This window comes from Roseovarius sp. E0-M6, from assembly GCF_037083845.1.
In the GTDB taxonomy this organism is placed as follows: Bacteria; Pseudomonadota; Alphaproteobacteria; order Rhodobacterales; family Rhodobacteraceae; genus Roseovarius.
In genome coordinates this window covers 421,674-441,690 of sequence record NZ_JBAPLA010000001.1, presented here as the reverse complement: position 1 = coordinate 441,690, position 20,017 = coordinate 421,674, and the positions used below count along the sequence as shown (strand labels likewise).

Annotated in this window: 20 protein-coding genes, 1 tRNA gene and 1 riboswitch; of the genes, 11 read left to right on the top strand and 10 right to left on the bottom strand. The window is 63.1% G+C overall.

Annotated elements, in window-relative coordinates; translation table 11 throughout:
* Nucleotides 1-29 precede the first annotated feature (29 nt).
* Together purN and purM are read right to left on the bottom strand one after the other, a co-directional pair.
* A complete protein-coding gene (purN, locus tag V8359_RS02265; protein WP_336427076.1) occupies nt 30-626 on the bottom strand; it encodes a phosphoribosylglycinamide formyltransferase in 597 nt (198 codons plus the stop codon).
* Complete coding sequence (purM, locus tag V8359_RS02260) at nt 623-1,669, bottom strand: phosphoribosylformylglycinamidine cyclo-ligase (protein ID WP_336427075.1); 1,047 nt, start codon at nt 1,667-1,669, stop codon at nt 623-625. Before purM ends, purN begins: the two co-directional genes overlap by 4 nt.
* A 108-nt stretch (nt 1,670-1,777) precedes the next feature.
* Between purM and V8359_RS02255 the strand changes: the two genes are divergently transcribed.
* A tRNA-Ile gene (locus V8359_RS02255) sits at nt 1,778-1,854 on the top strand.
* Nucleotides 1,855-1,875: 21 nt separating this feature from the next.
* On the opposite strand, the gene V8359_RS02250 is transcribed toward V8359_RS02255, so the two are convergent.
* The gene (locus V8359_RS02250) at nt 1,876-2,238 is read right to left on the bottom strand and encodes a cupin domain-containing protein (RefSeq protein WP_336427074.1); all 363 of its coding nucleotides are present in this window, start codon (nt 2,236-2,238) and stop codon (nt 1,876-1,878) included.
* 193 nt (nt 2,239-2,431) lie between these two features.
* Between V8359_RS02250 and V8359_RS02245 the strand changes: the two genes are divergently transcribed.
* On the top strand, nt 2,432-3,976 hold the full coding sequence (locus V8359_RS02245) for a trimethylamine methyltransferase family protein (protein WP_336427073.1): 1,545 nt from the start codon (nt 2,432-2,434) through the stop codon (nt 3,974-3,976).
* A 27-nt stretch (nt 3,977-4,003) separates the two neighbouring features.
* Nucleotides 4,004-4,690, top strand: a complete 687-nt coding sequence (locus V8359_RS02240; RefSeq protein ID WP_336427072.1) for a TetR/AcrR family transcriptional regulator — start codon at nt 4,004-4,006, stop codon at nt 4,688-4,690.
* 28 nt (nt 4,691-4,718) lie between these two features.
* Here V8359_RS02240 and V8359_RS02235 read toward each other — a convergent pair whose 3' ends face one another.
* The 3 genes from V8359_RS02235 to V8359_RS02225 form a co-directional block, all read right to left on the bottom strand.
* Nucleotides 4,719-4,988, bottom strand: coding sequence for a hypothetical protein (locus tag V8359_RS02235; protein WP_336427071.1), 270 nt, complete (start codon nt 4,986-4,988; stop codon nt 4,719-4,721).
* A gap of 105 nt (nt 4,989-5,093) precedes the next feature.
* Nucleotides 5,094-5,292, bottom strand: a riboswitch (cobalamin riboswitch).
* 85 nt (nt 5,293-5,377) lie between these two features.
* Nucleotides 5,378-7,729 (bottom strand): ATP-dependent helicase, encoded by a 2,352-nt coding sequence (locus V8359_RS02230; protein ID WP_336427070.1) that lies wholly within the window; start codon nt 7,727-7,729, stop codon nt 5,378-5,380.
* Between the two features lie 76 nt (nt 7,730-7,805).
* A complete protein-coding gene (locus tag V8359_RS02225; protein WP_336427069.1) occupies nt 7,806-8,837 on the bottom strand; it encodes a permease in 1,032 nt (343 codons plus the stop codon).
* Between the two features lie 95 nt (nt 8,838-8,932).
* On the opposite strand from V8359_RS02225, the gene V8359_RS02220 reads away from it, so the two are divergent.
* Nucleotides 8,933-9,802 (top strand): LysR family transcriptional regulator, encoded by an 870-nt coding sequence (locus V8359_RS02220; protein ID WP_336427067.1) that lies wholly within the window; start codon nt 8,933-8,935, stop codon nt 9,800-9,802.
* Between the two features lie 12 nt (nt 9,803-9,814).
* Here the strand turns inward: V8359_RS02220 and V8359_RS02215 are convergent, their stop codons facing one another.
* Together V8359_RS02215 and V8359_RS02210 are read right to left on the bottom strand one after the other, a co-directional pair.
* Nucleotides 9,815-10,201 (bottom strand): cell division protein ZapA, encoded by a 387-nt coding sequence (locus tag V8359_RS02215; protein ID WP_336427066.1) that lies wholly within the window; start codon nt 10,199-10,201, stop codon nt 9,815-9,817.
* Entirely contained in the window at nt 10,201-10,740 is a 540-nt protein-coding gene (locus V8359_RS02210) for a hypothetical protein (protein ID WP_336427065.1), read from the bottom strand. The genes V8359_RS02215 and V8359_RS02210 overlap by 1 nt, the downstream gene beginning before the upstream one ends.
* 238 nt (nt 10,741-10,978) lie before the next feature.
* Between V8359_RS02210 and tkt the strand changes: the two genes are divergently transcribed.
* On the top strand, nt 10,979-12,997 hold the full coding sequence (gene tkt, locus V8359_RS02205; protein ID WP_336427063.1) for a transketolase: 2,019 nt from the start codon (nt 10,979-10,981) through the stop codon (nt 12,995-12,997).
* 32 nt (nt 12,998-13,029) lie between these two features.
* Here tkt and V8359_RS02200 read toward each other — a convergent pair whose 3' ends face one another.
* Complete coding sequence (locus tag V8359_RS02200) at nt 13,030-13,632, bottom strand: dimethylsulfonioproprionate lyase family protein (RefSeq protein WP_336427062.1); 603 nt, start codon at nt 13,630-13,632, stop codon at nt 13,030-13,032.
* Between the two features lie 115 nt (nt 13,633-13,747).
* On the opposite strand from V8359_RS02200, the gene V8359_RS02195 reads away from it, so the two are divergent.
* Both V8359_RS02195 and V8359_RS02190 read left to right on the top strand, forming a co-directional pair.
* Nucleotides 13,748-14,182 carry a DUF1489 family protein gene (locus V8359_RS02195; RefSeq protein WP_336427061.1) on the top strand — a complete coding sequence of 145 codons (435 nt, stop codon included), beginning with the start codon at nt 13,748-13,750 and terminating at the stop codon, nt 14,180-14,182.
* Nucleotides 14,183-14,487: 305 nt separating this feature from the next.
* The gene (locus V8359_RS02190) at nt 14,488-15,084 is read left to right on the top strand and encodes an outer membrane protein (RefSeq protein WP_336427060.1); all 597 of its coding nucleotides are present in this window, start codon (nt 14,488-14,490) and stop codon (nt 15,082-15,084) included.
* A gap of 110 nt (nt 15,085-15,194) precedes the next feature.
* On the opposite strand, the gene V8359_RS02185 is transcribed toward V8359_RS02190, so the two are convergent.
* Nucleotides 15,195-15,392 (bottom strand): SlyX family protein, encoded by a 198-nt coding sequence (locus V8359_RS02185; RefSeq protein WP_336427059.1) that lies wholly within the window; start codon nt 15,390-15,392, stop codon nt 15,195-15,197.
* Between the two features lie 229 nt (nt 15,393-15,621).
* Here V8359_RS02185 and hisS point away from each other — a divergent pair, with 229 nt between their 5' ends.
* From hisS to V8359_RS02165, 4 genes are all read left to right on the top strand, one after another.
* Nucleotides 15,622-17,178: a histidine--tRNA ligase gene (hisS, locus tag V8359_RS02180; protein WP_336427058.1), complete on the top strand. Its 1,557-nt coding sequence runs from the start codon at nt 15,622-15,624 to the stop codon at nt 17,176-17,178.
* Nucleotides 17,178-18,263 (top strand): ATP phosphoribosyltransferase regulatory subunit, encoded by a 1,086-nt coding sequence (locus V8359_RS02175; RefSeq protein WP_336427057.1) that lies wholly within the window; start codon nt 17,178-17,180, stop codon nt 18,261-18,263. The genes hisS and V8359_RS02175 overlap by 1 nt, the downstream gene beginning before the upstream one ends.
* Nucleotides 18,260-18,949 (top strand): ATP phosphoribosyltransferase, encoded by a 690-nt coding sequence (gene hisG / locus V8359_RS02170; protein WP_336427056.1) that lies wholly within the window; start codon nt 18,260-18,262, stop codon nt 18,947-18,949. The genes V8359_RS02175 and hisG overlap by 4 nt, the downstream gene beginning before the upstream one ends.
* A 108-nt stretch (nt 18,950-19,057) precedes the next feature.
* Entirely contained in the window at nt 19,058-19,957 is a 900-nt protein-coding gene (locus V8359_RS02165) for an MBL fold metallo-hydrolase (RefSeq protein ID WP_336427055.1), read from the top strand.
* The last annotated feature ends 60 nt before the right edge of the window (nt 19,958-20,017 follow it).

Genomic DNA, 20,017 nt, shown 5'->3' with positions numbered 1-20,017 from the left:
TCGCGGACCTCGTGCCTCACATTCCCGGTTCAGGAGCAGAAAATTGGACTTTTTTCACCTTTGGCAAAGCGGCGCAGAACCCTCGGATACAGGATGTGTTCTTTCTCAAGCACCCGCGCAGCCAGCGTGTCAGGCGTATCGTCCGACCGCACCGGCACCCGCGCCTGCCCAAGGATCGGACCGCCATCAAGCTCGGAAGTGACCTCATGTACTGTGCAGCCCGCCTCCGCGTCGCCCGCCCGCAACGCACGGCCATGGGTGTCGAGGCCGGGGTATTTCGGCAAAAGGGACGGATGGATATTGAGCATCCTGCCATCCCAGCGCGCAACGAACGGCTCGTCCAGAATGCGCATGAACCCCGCAAGGCACAAGATATCGGGCGCGGCCTCTTCAAGCCGCTCGTGGAGCGCGTCCTCAAAGGCGGCGCGATCACCGTGAAACGTGCGATGATCGACCACCGCGGTCTCGACCCCGCGGTCACGCGCCTTTTCTAGCCCGCCCGCCTCAGGGTTGTTCGAAACGACAAGCACGGGCTCGGCCGGATGCCCCTCTTCGGCCATACTGTCGATAAGCGCGGCCATGTTCGATCCGCCGCCCGAAATCAGGATGGCGACCCGCTCGGTCATCTCAACGCGCCCTCATAGGTCACGCCTTCACCACTCACCACGTGACCGAGCCGCGTCACACCCTCACCCACGTTTTCCAAGAGCGCGGTGAGCGCGTCAGCGCGCCCCGCCTCGACCACGAGGATCATGCCGATGCCACAGTTGAAGGTCTTGAGCATTTCCGCCTCATCCATGCCGCCCTCTTGGCGCAGCCATTGAAACACCCCCGGCAGAGCCCATGACCCAAGGTCGATGCGCGCGCCCAATCCCTCGGGCAGGACACGCGGCAGGTTCTCGGTGAGGCCACCGCCGGTGATATGGGCCAACGCATGAACCCCACCCTCGCGCACCGCGGCAAGCGCCTGCGTCACATAAAGCCGCGTCGGGGCCAGCAGCGCCTCACCAAGCGTGCCGTCGCTCCAAGGGCAGTCAGCCCCCCAGCCAAGGCCCGACATCTCGACAATTTTCCGCACCAAACTGTATCCGTTCGAATGCACCCCATCGCTCGCCAGACCCAGAAGGACATCGCCCTCTCCCACGCCCTCGGGAAGAGCGGCACCGCGCTCCATCGCGCCCACGGCAAATCCCGCAAGGTCAAAATCGCCATCGGGATACATGCCCGGCATCTCGGCGGTCTCCCCCCCGATCAACGCGGCACCCGAGCGCACACATCCCTCGGCGATGCCTTCGACAATGCGCGCCGCGCTTTCGGTCTCAAGCCGCCCGGTCGCGAAATAATCCAGAAAGAAAAGCGGCTCGGCTCCCTGACACACAAGGTCATTGACGCACATCGCGACAAGGTCGATCCCGACGCCGTCCACATGCCCCGTGTCAATCGCGATACGAAGCTTGGTGCCCACCCCGTCGGTGGCGGCCACCAGAACCGGATCGGAATATCCGGCCGCCTTGAGATCGAAAAGCGCACCAAAACCACCAAGCCCGGACATGACACCGGGGCGTGTCGTGCGCTTCGCCGCTGGCTTGATCCGATCCACGAGCGCATTGCCCGCATCTATGTCGACGCCCGCATCCGCATAGGTGATGCCGTTCTTCTTCTGGCTCATACCGTGCCCTCTCGTCCGATCTGGCCTGCCTCTATCCGATAGACCGCACCCCCGCAATCGTCAAAGCCTTGACGCAGGTTCCGCCTGCCCCTAGGAGGCAAGGCAGGCGGGCCTGTAGCTCAACTGGTTAGAGCAGAGCGCTCATAACGCTTTGGTTGGGGGTTCGAGTCCCTCCGGGCCTACCATTTCCGCCACCGCTTTTTCGATCACTGCGGCGAGGCGCTGATCACGAAAAGCTTGCGCATGTGCTCGTGCAGGATCCACTCACCCGTCCACCCTTGGGGCAGGATCAAAAGATCACCCGGCCCGATTTCGCGCTCACGCGATCCGTCGCTGTCGCGCACCGTCGCACGACCCGAGACGATGTGGCAATATTCTCCCGCCTTGGTCCGATCCGCGGTGAAATGACCGGGCGTGCACTCCCAGACCCCGATCGTCGTGTGCCCGTCCGCCGAACTCCACAGTTTGACCGCCGCCTCCTCCTGACCTTCTGTCAGCGTGGTGGGTTTCGGTCCGAAGGGGCCCACATCGACACCGGCCAGATCGCCGAAGGTTTCAAAATTGATCATACACTGTCCTTTCCAGTCCTGTTGCGCACATCGTGAAGCTATTCCCGAACCGCTAAGGGACGGTTTCACCGCGCGACGATACCGCAAAATGCCATCCTCCGGCATTACCCGGACGCGCGCAAGCCGACTGAATTTTCTTGGCGCACTGGACACATGTGTCTAGAGTCGTGGCGACTCACCAAAGAGGGCCATCATGACGCTCGACACCCCAACTCGTCGCCGGGGCCGCCGCGCCAAGCACGCCGCCGCCGAGACCTCGGCCCGCACGGTCGATTACCGCAACCTGCGCAACCCCTTTCCCACCATGAACGTCTTTTCCGACGACCGGATCGAGGCGATGCACGAGGCCGCGCTCGATGTGCTCGAACGGCTCGGAATCAAGGTGCTACTCCCCGAGGCCCGGACGATTCTCGCCCGCGCCGGGGCGCATGTCGATGAAGATAGCGAAATGGTCTATCTGGGCCGCGACATCGTCGAGGCGGCGCTTGCCATCGCGCCCCGCAGCATCACATGCCGCGCCGCCAGCCGCGACCGTGACCTCACGCTCGAACTGGGCCGCATGGTGTTTCAGCCGGGCGCAGGCGCCCCCCACGCGACCGACCTCACCCGTGGCCGACGCCCCGGCACGGAAACCGATTTCCGGGAGTTGCTGAAGCTCACACAGGCGTTCGATGTCCTGCACATGATCCCGCCCCTGATCGAGCCGCAGGACGTGCCGATACATCTGCGCCACTACGCCACGCTGGACGCGCAATTCTCGCTGACCGACAAGCTCCCCTTCGTCTTCTCGCGCGGCACGCCGCAGGTCAGGCAAAGCTTTGAACTCCTTCAGGACTTCCGCGGTCTCAGCGATGATGAATTTACCGCAGAGTCGCATTGTTACACGATCATCAACACCAATTCCCCGCGCACGCTCGACATCCCTATGGCGCAGGGGCTGATCGATTTCGCGCGCGCGGGGCAGGTCTCGATCGTGACGCCTTTCACGCTGATGGGGGCCATGGCACCGATCACCGTGGCGGGCGCGATCACCCTCAGTCATGCCGAAGCACTGGCCGCGATCACCCTCACGCAATTGGCCCGCCCCGGCGCGCCGGTCTGCTATGGCACCTTCACCTCGAACGTGGACATGAAGTCGGGCGCCCCGGCCTTTGGCACGCCCGAGCATTTCCGCGCCTCGCTCGCGGCGGGGCAACTGGCGCGCAAGCTGGGGCTGCCGTGGCGCTGCGCCTCCGGGTCCGCCGCCAACATCAACGATGCGCAGGCCGCGAATGAAACCCAGTTCGGCAATTGGGGGTGCTTCCTTGCCGGGGCCACCGTGGTGGTCCACTCCGCCGGCTGGCTCGAAGGCGGGCTCACCGTCTCCTACGAAAAGCTCATCACCGATCTCGAAGTGCTCCAGATGGTCGCCGAGCTTTGCGCCGGAGCCCAAGCCGGCGACGCGGAAATCGGCCTGGACGCATTGGCCGAGGTTAAGCCCGGCGGCCATTTCTTCGGTGCGGCGCATACGATGGAGCGTTATCAGACCGAATTCTACGAACCGCTCATCGGGGATTTGTCGAATTTCGGCACATGGACCGAACGCGGCGCGCTCGATGCGTCGGCCCGCGCCACCGCCAAGTGGCAAGAGATCGTGCATGCGGCCCCCGACCCGATCTGCGATCCCGACCGGCTGGAAGCGTTCCGCGACCGCGTGGCGCGGCTTACCCGTGCGGGCGGCGCCGCGCCCGAAAGTTGAACCTTTCGACGTGGGGTGCATCCCGATATGACGCACCGACGCGATACCGACGTGGATACCGACGTGGATACCGACAGCGAAAATGCCCCCGACACCGGCCCCGCGCCCCACGCCAAGGTCAGCCGTCAGGACTGGCTTGATGCGGCGCGAAAGGTGCTGATCGAGGACGGCGTGAGCGAGGTCAAGATCCTCACGCTCGGCCGTCGGCTCGGCGTCTCGCGCTCCAGCTTCTACTGGTATTTCATCTCCCGTCAGGATCTGCTCGACGCGCTTCTGGCAGACTGGGAATCCGCCACCACGGCCCAGCTCGTGGCGCATTGCGACTTGCCCGCCGCCGCCATCACGCAAGCGGTGGCTCAGTTTTTCAGATGCTTTATTAACCCATTGCTTTTTCAACAGAAACTTGACTTCGCTATTCGCGAGTGGTCACGCCGCGATGCCACCGTTCACGCCAAGATGGCCGCGAATGACGCGATCCGTCAGGCCGCGATCCAGTCCATGTTCGAGCGCCATGGCTACCCCGCGGACGAGGCCGACATCCGCGCCCGCATCCTGTATTATCAGCAGATTGGCTATTATGCGCTCGATATAGATGAACCGCTGGCCGACCGTCAGGGACGGGTTGCGGGCTATCTCTATGGCTTCACCGGTCGCCATCCGTCACAGGCCGAGGTCGATGAGGCCGTGACCTATGCCGAGAAACATGCGAAATAGCCCTCAACCATCTGCGTTCAAAAGATATTCAGTGAATAGCGCGCATTCGACCCCGGCGTCCGCGCGCTGCTGAAAACGCCCGTGTCGCTTCTCGCAGATACCCTACGAAGGCCTGCGCGGCATCGCTTTCCGCCCGCTGCGCCGCCGGATGCGCAAGCGCGTCGCGCGCCACTTGTGGTGTCACCTGCCCTTCGGCGGCAAACGCCCATTCAAGAAACCCAAGCCGCGCCATGGCCCGCGCCTCTGCACCATGCGCGTCGCTGTCCTCAAGCCCGTTCAGGATACGTGTCATCGTCATGTCTGTCTTCTCCCCGGCCACACCCCGGGCCGGATGGGGCGAGGTGAGATTTGGGGGCTTATGCCTTGATAAGTCTGGCATGTGCCGCCTTATCCGCCCCCCGCGGTTTGACGTTATCCCAAGGCTGGTTTCCGGGCTCGAAGGTTGGCCGATGGCCTGCGACGGGCACCTTCCCGGACCATGCGGTCCAGTGGTCTTACGCCTGTCGCCCCTTCCTACCGTTGCGGGGGCAGCGCCGGGCTTTCACCGGCTTCCCAATTCTCCGGCCCCTTGCGGGGACGGCACCCTGAGGCAATCAGATTAACCGAAGCGCACAACCGCGCAAGTCCTGATTGCGACCATCGAAGGCAATCTTTGCGCCAGATCACACAATATATGGTGGACGACGCTCAAAATGGCACATCATCTACACCTGTGACAAATCGCGCCACCACCTTCTTGGGCCCGGCCTTTTCAAAGGCGATCTCAAGCTTGTCGCCCTCAATACCCTCGACGGTGCCATAGCCGAACTTCTGGTGAAACACCCGTTGGCCGATCGTGTGTGCGCTCACCGCCTGCATGTCGATGACGCTCGATTTCGATTCGCGCGGTTGGCTGATCGGGCGTTCACTCGCCCGCGCCTGAAGCCTGCGCCAGCCGGGTGAATTATAGGCATCGGCCTTGGCCGCGCGCTCATCAAGTCCGCTCGAGGCGCCGCCCATCCCCGCCGCGCCATAGCCACCGCCATAAAGGCCGGGCGGCGTCAGGACTTCGACATGTCCCTCGGGCAGTTCGTCGATGAACCGCGACGGCAGCGCGCTTTGCCATTGGCCAAAGACCCGCCGGTTGCCCGCAAAGGAAATGGTGCAGACCTCTTCGGCCCGCGTGATGCCCACATAGGCAAGACGCCGCTCTTCCTCGACGCCCTTGAGGCCGCTCTCATCCATGCTGCGCTGCGACGGGAAAAGCCCGTCTTCCCATCCCGGCAGGAACACAGCGGGAAATTCCAGACCCTTGGCCGCATGCAGGGTCATGATGCTGACCTTCTCACCGGCCTCGTCGCTCTCGTTGTCCATGACAAGGCTGACATGCTCAAGGAACCCACCAAGGTTTTCAAACCCTTCCAGGGCCTTGACCAGTTCCTTGAGGTTTTCAAGACGACCCGGCGCTTCTGGTGTCTTGTCGTTTTGCCACATCTCGGTGTAGCCGCTTTCGTCAAGGATGATCTCGGCAAGCTCCACATGGCTCAGGCTCTTGTCGCCGGTCATCCGGCCCCAGCGGCTCAGATCCACGACAAGCTTGCCCAGTGCCTGCGCGCCCTTGCCCTTGATCGCACCCTGCTCGACCGCCTGCGCGGCCCCATCCACGAGCGATATTCCGTTGTCACGCGCAATCCGCTGAATCGTCTGTTGCGCCTTGTCGCCAAGGCCGCGTTTGGGCGTGTTCACGATCCGCTCGAACGCCAGATCATCGGCGGGCGAGACGACCAGCCGGAAATAGGCCATCGCATCGCGGATTTCCTTGCGCTCATAAAAACGCGGGCCACCGATCACGCGGTAAGGCATGCCGATGGTCAGGAACCGGTCCTCGAAGGCGCGCATCTGGTGGCTGGCTCGCACGAGGATCGCCATCTCATCCAGCGAAAAGGCCCGCATTCCGCGTGTGCCGCTCTGCATCGCCTCGATCTCTTCACCGATCCAGCGCGCCTCTTCCTCACCGTCCCAATGACCGATCAGGCGCACTTTCTCACCGCCCCGTGCGTCGGTCCAAAGCTCTTTGCCAAGCCGCCCCTTGTTGCCCGCGATCACGCCTCCGGCAGCGGCCAGAATATGTTCGGTCGAGCGGTAATTCTGCTCAAGCCTAACCACATGCGCGCCCGGGAAATCCTTTTCGAACCGCAGGATATTGCCCACCTCGGCGCCGCGCCAGCCATAGATCGATTGATCGTCATCGCCCACACAACAGATGTTCTTGTGGCCCTCCGCAAGCAGACGCAGCCACATGTATTGCGCGACATTCGTATCCTGATATTCGTCCACGAGGATATATCGGAACCAGCGTTGATACTGCTCGAGAACATCCGCATGGGTCTGAAAGATCACCACCATATGCAAAAGCAGATCGCCGAAATCCACCGCGTTCAACTCGCGCAGACGGGCCTGATACAGCCGGTAGAGCCCCGGCGCCTTGCCATCATATGCGCTCGCCTCACTTGCCGGCACCGTCTCGGGTGTCCAGGCCCGGTTTTTCCACTGGTCGATGATTCCCGCCAGTTGCCGCGCGGGCCAGCGTTTGTCGTCAATGCCCGCCGCCTGCACCAGTTGCTTGAGAAGGCGCAGCTGATCGTCGGTGTCCAGAATGGTGAAGTTCGACTTGAGCCCCACAAGCTCGGCATGCCGGCGCAGCAGCTTCACACAGATCGAATGAAACGTGCCGAGCCAGGGCATCCCCTCAACCGCCTCCCCCAGATGGCTTCCGACACGCGATTTCATCTCGCGCGCGGCCTTGTTGGTGAAGGTGACGGCAAGGATTTCGTTGGGCCGCGCCGTGCCGGTGTTCAACAGATGCGCGATCCGGCTGGTCAGCGCCTTGGTCTTGCCCGTACCCGCCCCCGCCAGCATGAGGACAGGGCCCGAAAGTCGCTCGACCGCCTCGCGCTGCTCGGGGTTGAGACCGTCAAGATATGGCATCGGCCGCGCTGCCATCGCGCGGGACGAAAGAGAGGCGCCCTCGAAGGCGTCGGAGTCGCTGAAACTGCTCATGGCGGGGATATTAGTCCGTCATTCAGATGAAATAAAGAGATGTTCCGCGATTGTTCGCATCTTCGCCATCATCCTTTCAAAGCGCCATCACCGCCTCGAACACATAAGCCACGAGCAAAGATCCGCAAACCGCGAGCGCGAGATAAAGCAGGAAGGGCTTAAGCCGCAACACCGGAAAGATCGCCATCGCGCCCCAAATGCTGACCACTCCGCCCGACACGAGAAAACCCATCGCCGCGCCGGGCGACATACCGTGCGCCATGAGCCCCCGCGTGAGCGGCAGCGCGGCGAACCCGTCAAGATAGGCCGGCGCACCCACCGTCACAGCCAACGGAATGGCCCAAGCCGACTGGGCCCCCAGAACCCCGCTCAGCGCGCGCGGATCAAGCCAAAGATGCAAGAGATATTCAGCCGCGAACGCGGGCGAGAGACAAACCAGCATAAGCCGTGTCGTCGCCCAAGTTTGCGCGACAAAGATGCTGCGGCGCTCGGGCGTGCGCCATACCATCGGCATGAAGTCCTGCGGGCCGCAGCCGCTTTGGCGTGCCACCACGGCGCGCACAATTCCGTTGTCACGAAGCGCGAAGCGCGCCCAGGGGGCGCCCCGCATCGCGTGCGTCACCGCCCCGCCCATGAGGCCAAGCGCGAACGCCGCGAGGGTTTTACCCACTGCGAACCCGACCCCGAGCATAGCCACCGTTGTGGCCAGCATCGCAGGGTCGGTCACCGGCGACGACAGCCAGAAGGCCATGACCGGGGCCAGCGGCACGCGTGCCGCCAAAAGCCCCGCCATAAGCGGAAGCACCGTGACCCCGCATACCGGCGTGAGCGCGCCGATGGTCGACGCGGCGACAATGGCCCGACCGGGGCGCGCCGCAAAGATACGGGCCACATGCGCATCCGCGCCGCTCGCGATGATCCACGCGGCCAAAAGAATGCCCGGCACGACAAGCGGCGAAATCACTACGAAACTTTGAAGGATGAAACCCACCATGGCAGTCACGGTGTCCGGCCAAGAAACCAGGGCCGCCAGCAGCAGAACGGCAACGGCGACCCGCCATATCACCGCGCGCGAAAGCCGGATCGACGTTTTGGATGGCTGTGTCACGTATGTGTTCCCCGATCAGATGACAGCTTGCATCCTGACACGCGCCAATTCACAATTAAAACGAATATTACAAATTCAAGGTATGAGATTATCTCATGGAAAATCTGGACACGGATCTTTTGCGCAGCTTTGTGGCCATTGCCGAAACCGGCAGTATGACCGAAGGAGCGGCCCGGATCGGACGCACGCAATCCGCAGCCAGCCTTCAGATCAAGCGGCTTGAGACTTTGCTTGGCGCGCAGGTCTTCGATCGTCACGCCCGTGGCGTCGCGCCGACGGCTCTTGGTCGGCGGCTATTGCCCGTAGCGCGCGAGGTGACGGCGACGCTCGATTCGGCATACCGGCAGCTTACCGCGGATGCGCTTGGCGGGCATCTCCGCCTTGGTATTCCCGACGATCACACACAGGGACGGCTGACCCGCATCATTTCACATTTCGCACAATCGCACCCACAGGTCGAACTCGAGGTCACCTGCGCGCTCAGCGCGGGTTTTCCCAACGCGCTGGCCCGGGGGGCACTTGATCTTGCTGTCTATGAAGTGGAGCACGCCGGTCCCGGCGATCGTATCCTGATGCGCGATCCCACCGCTTGGATGATGCGCGAGGGGTGCGATGTGCTGGAACACGAGCCTTTGCCGGTCGCTCTGTTCGATCAGGCCTGTTGGTGGCGCGACGTGGCACTTGCGGCGCTCGATACGATGTCCCGCCCCTATCGCGTGGTCTATTCAAGCCAGAGCGTCGCAGGCGTCACGGCGGCCATCGAAGCGGGCATCGCGGTGGGTCTTCTGGGCACATGCACGCCGGGCACAAAGCTCGTTCCGGTGCCAAAAGCGGCGGGTTTTCCGGACATGCCGGTTTCAACGCTGATTCTGGCCTCGGCCAAGGAGGTGGATGATCCTGCGGCGCGGGCAATGACAAACGCGATCGAAACCGCGTTCGGGCATTCGACCACGGCGCAGGGTTAACATGCCCTGATCCTATCCCGCCTGTTTGCCATCGACCTCATCGGCCAGCGCCTCGGCGCGCGCCGCAATCTCGGCGAGCGTATCGCGAACACCGTCGGGCATGACCGGCACTTCGATCTTCTGCGGTTCTGCATCGCGAAGCTGCGCAAGCTCCGCCTCCTTCTCGGCGAGCTTGTCCTCGGCTTCGCGCAGCTTGTCCTGCATTCCCGCCGTCTTATCGGCAAGCATGAGACCCGCCATAAGAAGCATACGCGCCTCGGGAATGCGCCCGATCTGCGCGGTCAGAACCGCGGCTTCCTCGTCAAGCATCTTCGAGGCGGCCTGCAGGTAATGCTCTTCGCCTTCCTGACAGGAGACTTCGAAGCTGCGGCCGCCGATTTCGATTTCCACCTCGGGCATCAGATGTCCTCCGTCCGCGGCGCGTCATCGGCCGCACCATTTGAGTTGGCAAGCGTCTGATCCAGCTCAGCAAGCACCAGATCCATCTCGGCGCGGTCCGCCGCACGCGCCGCCCTGAGCCCGTCAAGCTCGGCCATCATCGCCTTGTTGATCAGATGCGGTTCGACAACGCCCGTCTCGTTCGCCTCGCGTAGGGCGGCGTTGTTGTCGCGAAGCTGTTGATTGGCCAGACGCAGCGCCTGAAGCTCGGCGTCCATGCGGCGCATCGCCTCCTTGCGCGTGGCGTCGCTGGTGTCGCGACTCGCCTCGGCGGTCTGCCCCGCCTCTTCCATCTGCCTGACCCTGCTGCTGAGCGATTTCACACGCTCCTCAAGCTGCGCATTGGCAAGGCGCTCGTCCTCAAGCTCCTGACGAAGCTGCGCGGCATCATCGTTGTCGCTGTCCTGTGGGGCGGGTTCAGACCGGATGGATTCGACACCTTCGCCAATCCTGTCCAACGCCGCCATGATGCGCCCCTGAAGCGCCTCGATCTCGCTCATCTATCCTCGTCCCTTCGTCTTTTTCGTGCCGGAGGCTTTTAAACTGCCGGTTCACCCGTCCAACCCGCGACTGCGAATCGCGGTTCCACGGATTGTGCCCCGACTTTACCCAAAGCCTGCCAAAAATGCGCGTCTTATGCAAAGTGGCGCCCCGCCACGCCACGGCAGAGGTTGAACTTTGCCCGCACGCTGGTATTCACCACGCATCAGATACCCCCCTTCCAAAGGATGCGCCCCCGTGGATATCGCTGCCCTCCGCTCTGCAAACCCCGATCACTGGATGAAAGCCGCCGCCATTCGCGCCTTGACGCTCGATGCGGTCAACGCGGCGAACTCGGGCCACTCCGGCATGCCGATGGGCATGGCCGACGTGGCCACCGTGCTTTATGAAAAACACCTCAAGTTCGATGCCGCGGCCCCGAATTGGCCCGACCGCGACAGGTTCATCCTGTCTGCCGGACACGGCTCGATGCTGCTCTACTCTCTTTTGCACCTCACCGGTCATGAGGGTATGGAGATCGACAAGATCAAAGCGTTCCGTCAATGGGGCGCGCCCACCGCGGGCCACCCCGAGAACTTTCTGCACCCGGCCATCGAGACGACAACAGGCCCGCTGGGTCAGGGCATCGCGAACTCGGTCGGCTTTGCCATCGCCGAAGAAAACCTGCGCGGCCGTTACGGGGCCAAGCTGGTCGATCACTACACCTATGTGATCGCGGGCGACGGCTGCCTGATGGAAGGCGTAAGCCAAGAGGCGATCACCCTTGCCGGGCGGCAGGCGCTGCGCAAGCTGGTGGTCTTCTGGGACAACAACAACATCACCATCGACGGCGAGGTCTCGCTGGCCGACAATACTGATCAGGTCAAACGGTTCAAATCAGCCGGTTGGCATGTTCAGGAAATCGACGGTCACGACCCGCAGGCCATCGACGATGCCATCACGGCGGCCAAGAAATCCTCCAAGCCCTCGATGATCGCGTGCAAGACGCATATCGCGCTTGGCCACGCCGCACAGGACACGTCCAAGGGCCATGGCGCGCTGACCGACGACGATCAGCTGGCCGCCGCAAAAGAGGCTTATGGCTGGACCGCGGGGCCGTTCGAAGTGCCCGCCGATATCAAATCGGCATGGGAAGAGATCGGCACACGCGGCGAATCGGATCGCAAGGCATGGGAGGCGCGCCTTTCCAGCGCGTCCGAGCGTCGACAGGCCGAATTCGCCCGTGTCTTTGCCCTCGATCCCCCCAAACAGCTTTCGGCGCGGATCAAGGCACTCAAGAAACAGGTAAGCGCCGAAGGCCCGAAGGTGGCCACGCGCAAATCCTCCGAAATGGTGCTTGAGGTGATCAATCCGGTCATGCCCGAAACGCTTGGCGGCTCGGCCGACCTCACTGGATCGAACAACACCAAGACGGGCGACCTTGGCATTTTTGACACCGACAACCGCAAGGGCCGCTATATTCACTACGGCATCCGCGAGCACGGCATGGCGGCGGCGATGAACGGCATGGTGCTGCATGGCGGCATCCGCCCCTATGGCGGCACCTTCATGTGCTTCACCGATTACGCCCGCCCCTCGATGCGCCTCGCCGCGTTGATGAAGGTGCCCAGCGTCTTCGTCATGACCCATGACAGCATCGGCCTTGGCGAAGACGGCCCGACCCATCAGCCGGTCGAGCATCTGGCCATTTCGCGTGCCACGCCGAACATGATGGTGTTCCGTCCCTGCGACACGATCGAAACCGCCGAGGCGTGGGAAATCGCGCTGACCTCAAAGGACACGCCGTCGGTTCTGTCGCTGACCCGTCAGGGCCTGCCGACGCTGCGGACCGAGCACAAGACCAAGAACCTGACGGCGCAGGGCGCCTATGTGCTGGCCGATGCCGAGGGCAAGCGCGAAGCGATCCTCCTTGCCACCGGCTCCGAGGTCGAGATTGCCATGACAGCGCGCGATCTGCTGCAAGCCGACGGAATCGGCACGCGTGTTGTCTCCATGCCCTGCTGGGAACTGTTCGAGCAGCAGGACGAGAAATACCGCAAGCGCGTGCTCCCCGGCGGTCAGGCCGTCCGCGTCGGCGTCGAGGCGGCGGTTCGCCAAGGCTGGGATCGCTGGCTGTGTGGTGAGCGCGGACGCGAGGCGCGCGCGGGCTTTGTCGGCATGGAAAGTTTCGGCGCCTCTGCCCCGGCTGAAACTCTTTTTGAGAAGTTCGGCATCACCGCCGAGGCCGTGGCCGAAAAGGCCAAGTCACTGTTGTGACCCTGTTGGCGCGCGCGACTGACGCGCGCGCCTCAGTCGCGGGTGTCCGCCCAAAGCGCCCACATCGCGAACAGCGGAACAGCACCGGACCGCATAGCATGCAATATCCCCGGCGGGTTGTAGAACGTCCCGCCGATGCCGGGTGTGAACCACGTCACCCCGTCTTGACTGAACTCTCCGTCACTCAGCACAAGATAGGTTTCCTCGGGCGGATGGGTATGATCAGGATAGCGCACCCCCGGCGCCAGAAGCGACACGCCAAGCCATGCGTTGCCATGTGGCACGAGCCCGCCCGGCCCGACGATCATCGCATTTGCATGACCATCGAAATACGCCTCGTTGGCATTGGGCGCATCGCCACCGCGTTTATACCATCTCAGCGACGGCTCAAGCCGCAGGAACGCCCCGACAAGGTTCTGAAGCGTCTCACTGCCAAGCGCCGCACCGCGCGGCAAAGCTTCGAGATGCGCGCACACCTCGCGCCGCTCGCCTGCGCCGTCCCGCACCGTGACCGGTCGCGTGACCGACGCGAATATCCGGTCCAGCGAGGCACGGGCGTCGGGATCGCTCACATGATCACCATAAGCCGCTCTTGCCGCATCAAGCAGCGCCTCGGCATCGTCTCGCACAGTCATTCAGGCCCCTCCCTCGCGCGTTTGCCCCTGCGTAGCAGAGAATCGCGCCCTGTCGTGGTTGAATTTGCGCGGCGACGGGCCATAGTGCATGACAGGAATATGAACCGGGGGCGTCATGCCTGAAACCCATGTAAACCTGATCAAGCTCAGCGTCGGCACCGACTCGGTCGAGGACCTCATACGCTGGCAAGACGCCCGCCGCGCCGAGCGCGAGGACGGACTGCCCCGGCATGTGACCCGCATGTGGCCCAAACGCGCCAGCGAGGTGCTGGCGGGCGGCTCGATCTATTGGGTCATTCAGGGCTTCGTTCAATGCCGTCAACGCATTCTCCGCCTTGACGAGATCATTGGACAGGACGGAATCCGCCGCTGCGGTATCGTGCTCGACCCCGAGGTGACGCGCACCACCGCTGCGCGCAAGCGCCCGTTTCAGGGATGGCGCTATCTCGCTCCCAGCGATGCGCCCGCCGACCTGAGCGCGGGTCGCGATGAGGATGACGCGCTGCCTCCGGGCCTGTCTGCGGCGCTTGCGGATATTGGTGTTCTCTGACCCGGCATCGTGGCTGTGCCCCTCTTGGCGCAGACGCACCGGGCGCGCACAAACCATTGACGCGAAATAACTTCTTTGTGACACCCCCTGCCTCACGCCAATTTCCGCCCAGCATTCGTCGCATAACGGCAACACGCCGCCGACGCGGAAACAGACCCTTGGAACTCGCCCCCGAAATCACCAGTTGAGCCCATATCGGCAACGCGCCGAGAATACGATGTTCTGCCCGGGAAAAATTCCCGGCAGGGCGAACGCCCGGTCCGGGACCGGGCGGGACACAACAACGATTAACGGAGGAGATCTCCATGTTGAGGACACTGACAGCACTTCCCGCGCTCGCCGCGGGCTTGGCACTTACCACCCCGGCCTTCGCAGGCAATATCGAAGAGCCTGTGATCGAAGACCCCGTGGCCGTGGCACCGGCACCGGTGGTTCCCGCCTCGCCTGACTGGACCGGCTTTTACGGCGGTGCCGAGCTTGGCTATGCCGATGTAACAAGCAACGCCGCCCCCAGCGGCGATGGTGCGATCGGCGGTCTCATCGTCGGTTACGACTATGACTTCGGCAACGGCTTCGTTGTTGGTGGCGGTCTCGACTATGACTTCGCCGACATCGGCCTTGGCGGCGGCAACAGCCTTGAAAGCGTGTTCCGCGTGAAACTGCGCGGCGGCTACAAGATCGGCAATGGTCTGCTCTATGGGACCGGTGGCTTCGCCCAGGCGGACACCGACAACCTCGGGAGTGAAGACGGCTATTTCGTCGGTGCCGGTTACGAACACATGCTGACCGAAAACATCAGCCTTGGCGGCGAAGTGCTCTACCATGAATTCGATGACTTCGGGGCCACCACCACCGACGTCGAAGCCACGACGGTTCAGGCCCGGATGAGCTTCCGCTTCTGAACCTGATCATGCCTGATCATGAATGGCCCAAGGTCGGGCCCGCCAAGCGCGGGTCCGGCCTTTTTATATCGCACCGATCGTGCGCCCCGCCGCAGCACGGTCTTCATGTCTCAGTAATGTGGCGGCGGACGTTCGTCCCCCAGAACAATCCCGCCCGAGCCTTCGGCGTCGCGCCCGCGCTCACGGTCCAGAAGCCTGTCCATAAACAGCGCGAGCCGGTCCAGTTGATCTTGTTGCTGCGCCACCACCTCCGACAGGTCGTCGACCTGCCGTGTCAGATGCGCGATCTTTTCCTCGAGATGTTCCATACGACCTTCCCAAAGCGTTTGACCCCGGACATCGGTTAAAACACCCCGCGTGCAGTGCTTGGATGTTGCGCTTCGTTTCGCGAAAATCCGTGTCGCAGGTGTGTCGCGAAATTCCTTAAGGGTTTCGGCATCGCCCGACAAGTCGTTCGGCTTGGGCCACGGCGTGTCTTGCCCCCCTTGGCCCCATCCGCTATCCCGCAGGCGACGTAACCCGGCAAGGATTGCTGCCATGGCCAAAGACAAGAAAGCCCCCCGCCCCAAAGCCGCGACGCCCAAAGGGTTCCGCGACCATTTCGGCGCCGAAGTCAGAGATCGCAAGGCGATGCTCGACACCATCGCAGGGGTCTATCATCGCTATGGCTTCGACGCGCTGGAAAGTTCGGCGGTTGAAACCGTCGAGGCCTTGGGCAAGTTCCTGCCCGATGTGGACCGCCCGAACGCCGGCGTCTTTGCATGGCAGGAGGCCGACGACGGTGACAAGGGCGACTGGCTGGCGTTGCGCTATGACCTGACCGCGCCGCTGGCCCGGGTCTATGCGCAGTATCGCAACGATCTGCCCACGCCCTATCGGCGCTACGCGATGGGCCCGGTCTGGCGCAATGAAAAGCCGGGGCCGGGGCGCTATCGGCAGTTTTACCAATGTGATGCGGATACGGTGGGCGCGCCGTCCGTGGCGGCGGATGCCGAGATCTGCGCCATGCTGGCCGACACGCTGGAGGCGGTCGGGATCGCGCGCGGGGATTACGTGGTGCGGGTGAACAATAGGAAGGTGCTGAACGGAGTCATTGATAGTGTAATGGACCGTGTCTTCGGTAACGACCCGCTGGAGGGCAATCCTGCAGTCATCGAAAAGTCGATGAAGGTCGGGCGGAAAAAAGCCTATGATATTGCCGATGACATAATGCGAACCCTCGACAAATTCGACAAAATCGGCGTAGCTGGGGTTGTTGAACTGTTGACAGACGGAAGGAAGGACGCCTCGGGCGCGTTCATTCCCGGTCTGAGCATGCCGCCTATCGTAGTCGAAGGACTCATCAAATTTCTTGGGTCGAAGGCCGAAACGAATACCGAAACTGTGGCGAACCTAAAGGGCCTTGTCCAAGGCTCACAGCAGGGCGAGAAAGGCGTCGAAGAACTCGAAACCATCGCCTCCCTCCTCGACGCCCAAGGCTATGGCCCCGACCGCATCGTCATCGACCCCTCGGTCGTGCGCGGTCTCGGCTATTATACCGGCCCGGTCTTCGAGGCGGAGCTGACCTTCGAAATCCTTGACGAGAAAGGCCGCAAGCGCCAATTCGGCTCGGTCGCGGGCGGTGGCCGCTATGACGATCTGGTCAAGCGTTTCACCGGTCAGGCCGTCCCAGCCACCGGCATCTCGATCGGGGTCGACCGCCTTTTGGCGGCGCTCGCTGAAAAGGGCCGCATCCAAAGCGACGCGCGCGGTCCTGTCGTCGTCACCGTCATGGACAAGACCCGGATGGCCGACTATCAGGCCATGGTCGCCGAGCTGCGTCAGGCCGGCATCCGCGCCGAGGTCTATCTCGGGAACCCCAAGAATTTCGGCAACCAACTCAAATATGCGGACAAACGCGCCTCTCCCGTCGCCATCATCGAAGGCACGGACGAACATGAGCGCGGCGTCATTCAGATCAAGGATCTGATCCTCGGGGCAAAAATCGCGGAGAATGCCACCCTCGAGGAATGGAAAGAGCGCCCCTCGCAATTCGAGGTGCCCCGCGATCAGCTTGTCGCGAAAACGCTCGAGATCATCGAAAGCCACGCCTGATGCCCAGTCGCGCCGCCATTCTGTCCGAGGCCGCCCGCCTGCGTGCCCGCTTCGAGGGCTTGGGCGCGCAGCCGGTGGAAACCACCGTGCTGCAACCCGCCGGAACGCTGCTCGACCTTTACGGCGAAGACATTCGCGCCCGTGCCTATGTGACATCCGACGCCCTGCGCGGCGAACAGATGCTGCGCCCCGATTTCACCGTGCCCGTGGTCCAGATGCACATGGAGCACGGGGCCGAACCCGCCCGCTACACCTATACTGGCGAAGTGTTTCGCCGACAGGAGGACGACCCCGACCGCGCTAATGAATATATTCAGGTCGGATACGAGGTTTTTGCCCGCGACGATCCCGCTCAGGCCGACGCCGAGGTGTTCGCCTCGATCCACGACATGCTCGCACCGCTCGGGTTGACTGCGGCGATGGGCGATATCGGTATCCTGATGGCCGCTGTAACCGGGCTCAACACGACCGATCGGCGCAAGGCGGCGCTGCAACGGCATATCTGGCGGCCCCGCCGGTTTCGCGCCCTGATCGACAGGTTCGCGGGGCGCGCGCCGGTCCCGCCGGGGCGCGAGGCGCTTCTCGCCGCCGCCGATCCGTTCTCGGGCCTGGGCGCCCTGATCGGCCTGCGCGGCGCCGCCGAGATCACCGCACGGATCGAAGCCCTTCACGAAGACGCCGCCGCCGACCCCATTTCCGAAAACGAAGTGGCTCTCATCGAGGCGCTTCTTTCTGTACGAGGCACCGCGGCGGACGCGCTTGAACACTTGCGCGACATCGCCGTGGACCTGCCCGCCATCGCCCCCGCCGTGGACCGGCTTGCCGACCGGCTCGATGCGATCTCGGCGCGCGGGATTGACGCCCGCGCCCTGCCCTTTGAAGCATCCTACGGACGCACCCAGATGGAGTATTACGATGGGTTCGTCTTCGGCTTTACCGCGCCGCGTCGTCCGGCCCTTCCGCCGGTGGCCACCGGCGGACGCTATGACGCGCTCACCCGTCAGCTTGGCGCGGGGCGCGAAATTCCGGCGGTGGGCGGCGTGATCCGGCCCGGCCTCACCCTCGAACTGGGAGATGCGGCATGAGCCTGAAACTCGGCGTTCCCTCCAAGGGCCGGCTGATGGAGAAGACCTTCGAATGGTTCGGCGCGCGCGGCATCGACCTCGCCCGGACCGGCTCTGAGCGCGAATACGCGGGCCGCGTCGAAGGCATCGACAATGTCGAACTCGTCCTGCTCTCGGCCGGCGAAATTCCCCGCGAAATGGCGGCGGGTCGCATCCATCTTGGCGTGACCGGCACCGATCTCGTGCGCGAAAAGCTGGGCGGCTGGACCTCACGGGTCGAGGAACTGGCCGAGCTTGGATTTGGCCATGCCGATCTTGTTCTCGCCGTGCCTCAGGCCTGGGTCGATGTCTCGACACTCGACGATCTTGACGCGGTGGCGGCGGCGTTCCGCGCGACACATGGTTTCCGGCTGCGCATCGCCACGAAATATCACCGGCTGACCCGCGACTTCCTGCGCAGTGGGGGGGTCGCGGATTATCAGCTTGTCGACAGTCAAGGCGCCACGGAAGGCACGGTCAAGAACGAAACAGCCGAGGCTATCGCCGATATCACATCCTCGGGCGACACATTGCGCGCAAATCACCTCAAAGTGCTTGATGACGGGCTGATCCTGCGAAGTCAGGCAACGCTTTTTCTGTCGCGCGCGGCGGAGATGACCAACACGGACCGCGACGCATTGGCGGAATTGACGCAACGGCTGGATTAGAGCGTTTCGCGACCACCCGTATCTCAGGTTTTCCTCGAAACGCTTTGACCACAAGGAACATCGTGCCACTTGTGTCGTTGCATTCGCAAACAGAGGAGACACACGACCATGGCCTTGTCACGCAGCAGCCCCTCCGCCGGTCCCGGGTCGGCCGAGATTATCGGCATCTATGACGCCCCGACCGGCAGCATTCAGTACATCGTCGCCTGCCCCGAAACCCGAGAGGCCGCACTCATCGACGTCGTGATGGGCTTTGATCCGGCCCACGCCCGCACCGACCCGAGCGGTGCCGATGCGATCGTCGCCCTTGCGCAATCGGAGGGGTATTCGATCAAATGGGTGCTCGATACGCACCCTCACGCCGATCACCTCATGGCGTCGGCCTATCTCGCCGAAAAACTGGGAGTGCCCAACGCCATAGGCGCGCGCCTTCCCGATATCGCGGCCCTGTGGCGCGACTATTATAACCTTCCCGATGCCTTCGACCCCGAACGCGATTTCACGCGTCTTTTCGAAGATGGTGACACGTTCGAAATCGGCAACCTGCCGGTGCGCGTCATGCTTTCGGACGGGCACACGCTCGGCTCCATCACCTATGTGGTGGGCGATGACGCGGCCTTCGTGCATGACACGTTCATGCAGCCCGATGCCGGCACGTCGCGGGCCGATTTCCCGGGCGGCACCGCCGATGATCTCTATAGCTCGCTGATGGAAATTCTGAACCTGCCCGACATGACACGGATATTTATCGGGCATGATTACGGGACCGAAACCCGACCGGGTCCGGAATGGGAATCGACCGTCGCGGACCAACGTCGCCATAACATTCATCTCGGCGGCGGAACCCCGCGCGACGAATATGTGAAAATCCGTGAAGCGCGCGATGCCACGCTCTCCCTGCCCGATCGTATGCTGCATGTGCTGCAAATGAACTTGCGCGCCGGTCGTCCGCCGCAGGCCGAGGATGACGGCAACGCCTATCTTCGCATCCCGCTCGACCGGTTCTGACCTCAAGTCGCACCGCCCGTTCCTTGGGAACGGACGGGCGGCTACGCTTGGCGCATGTTG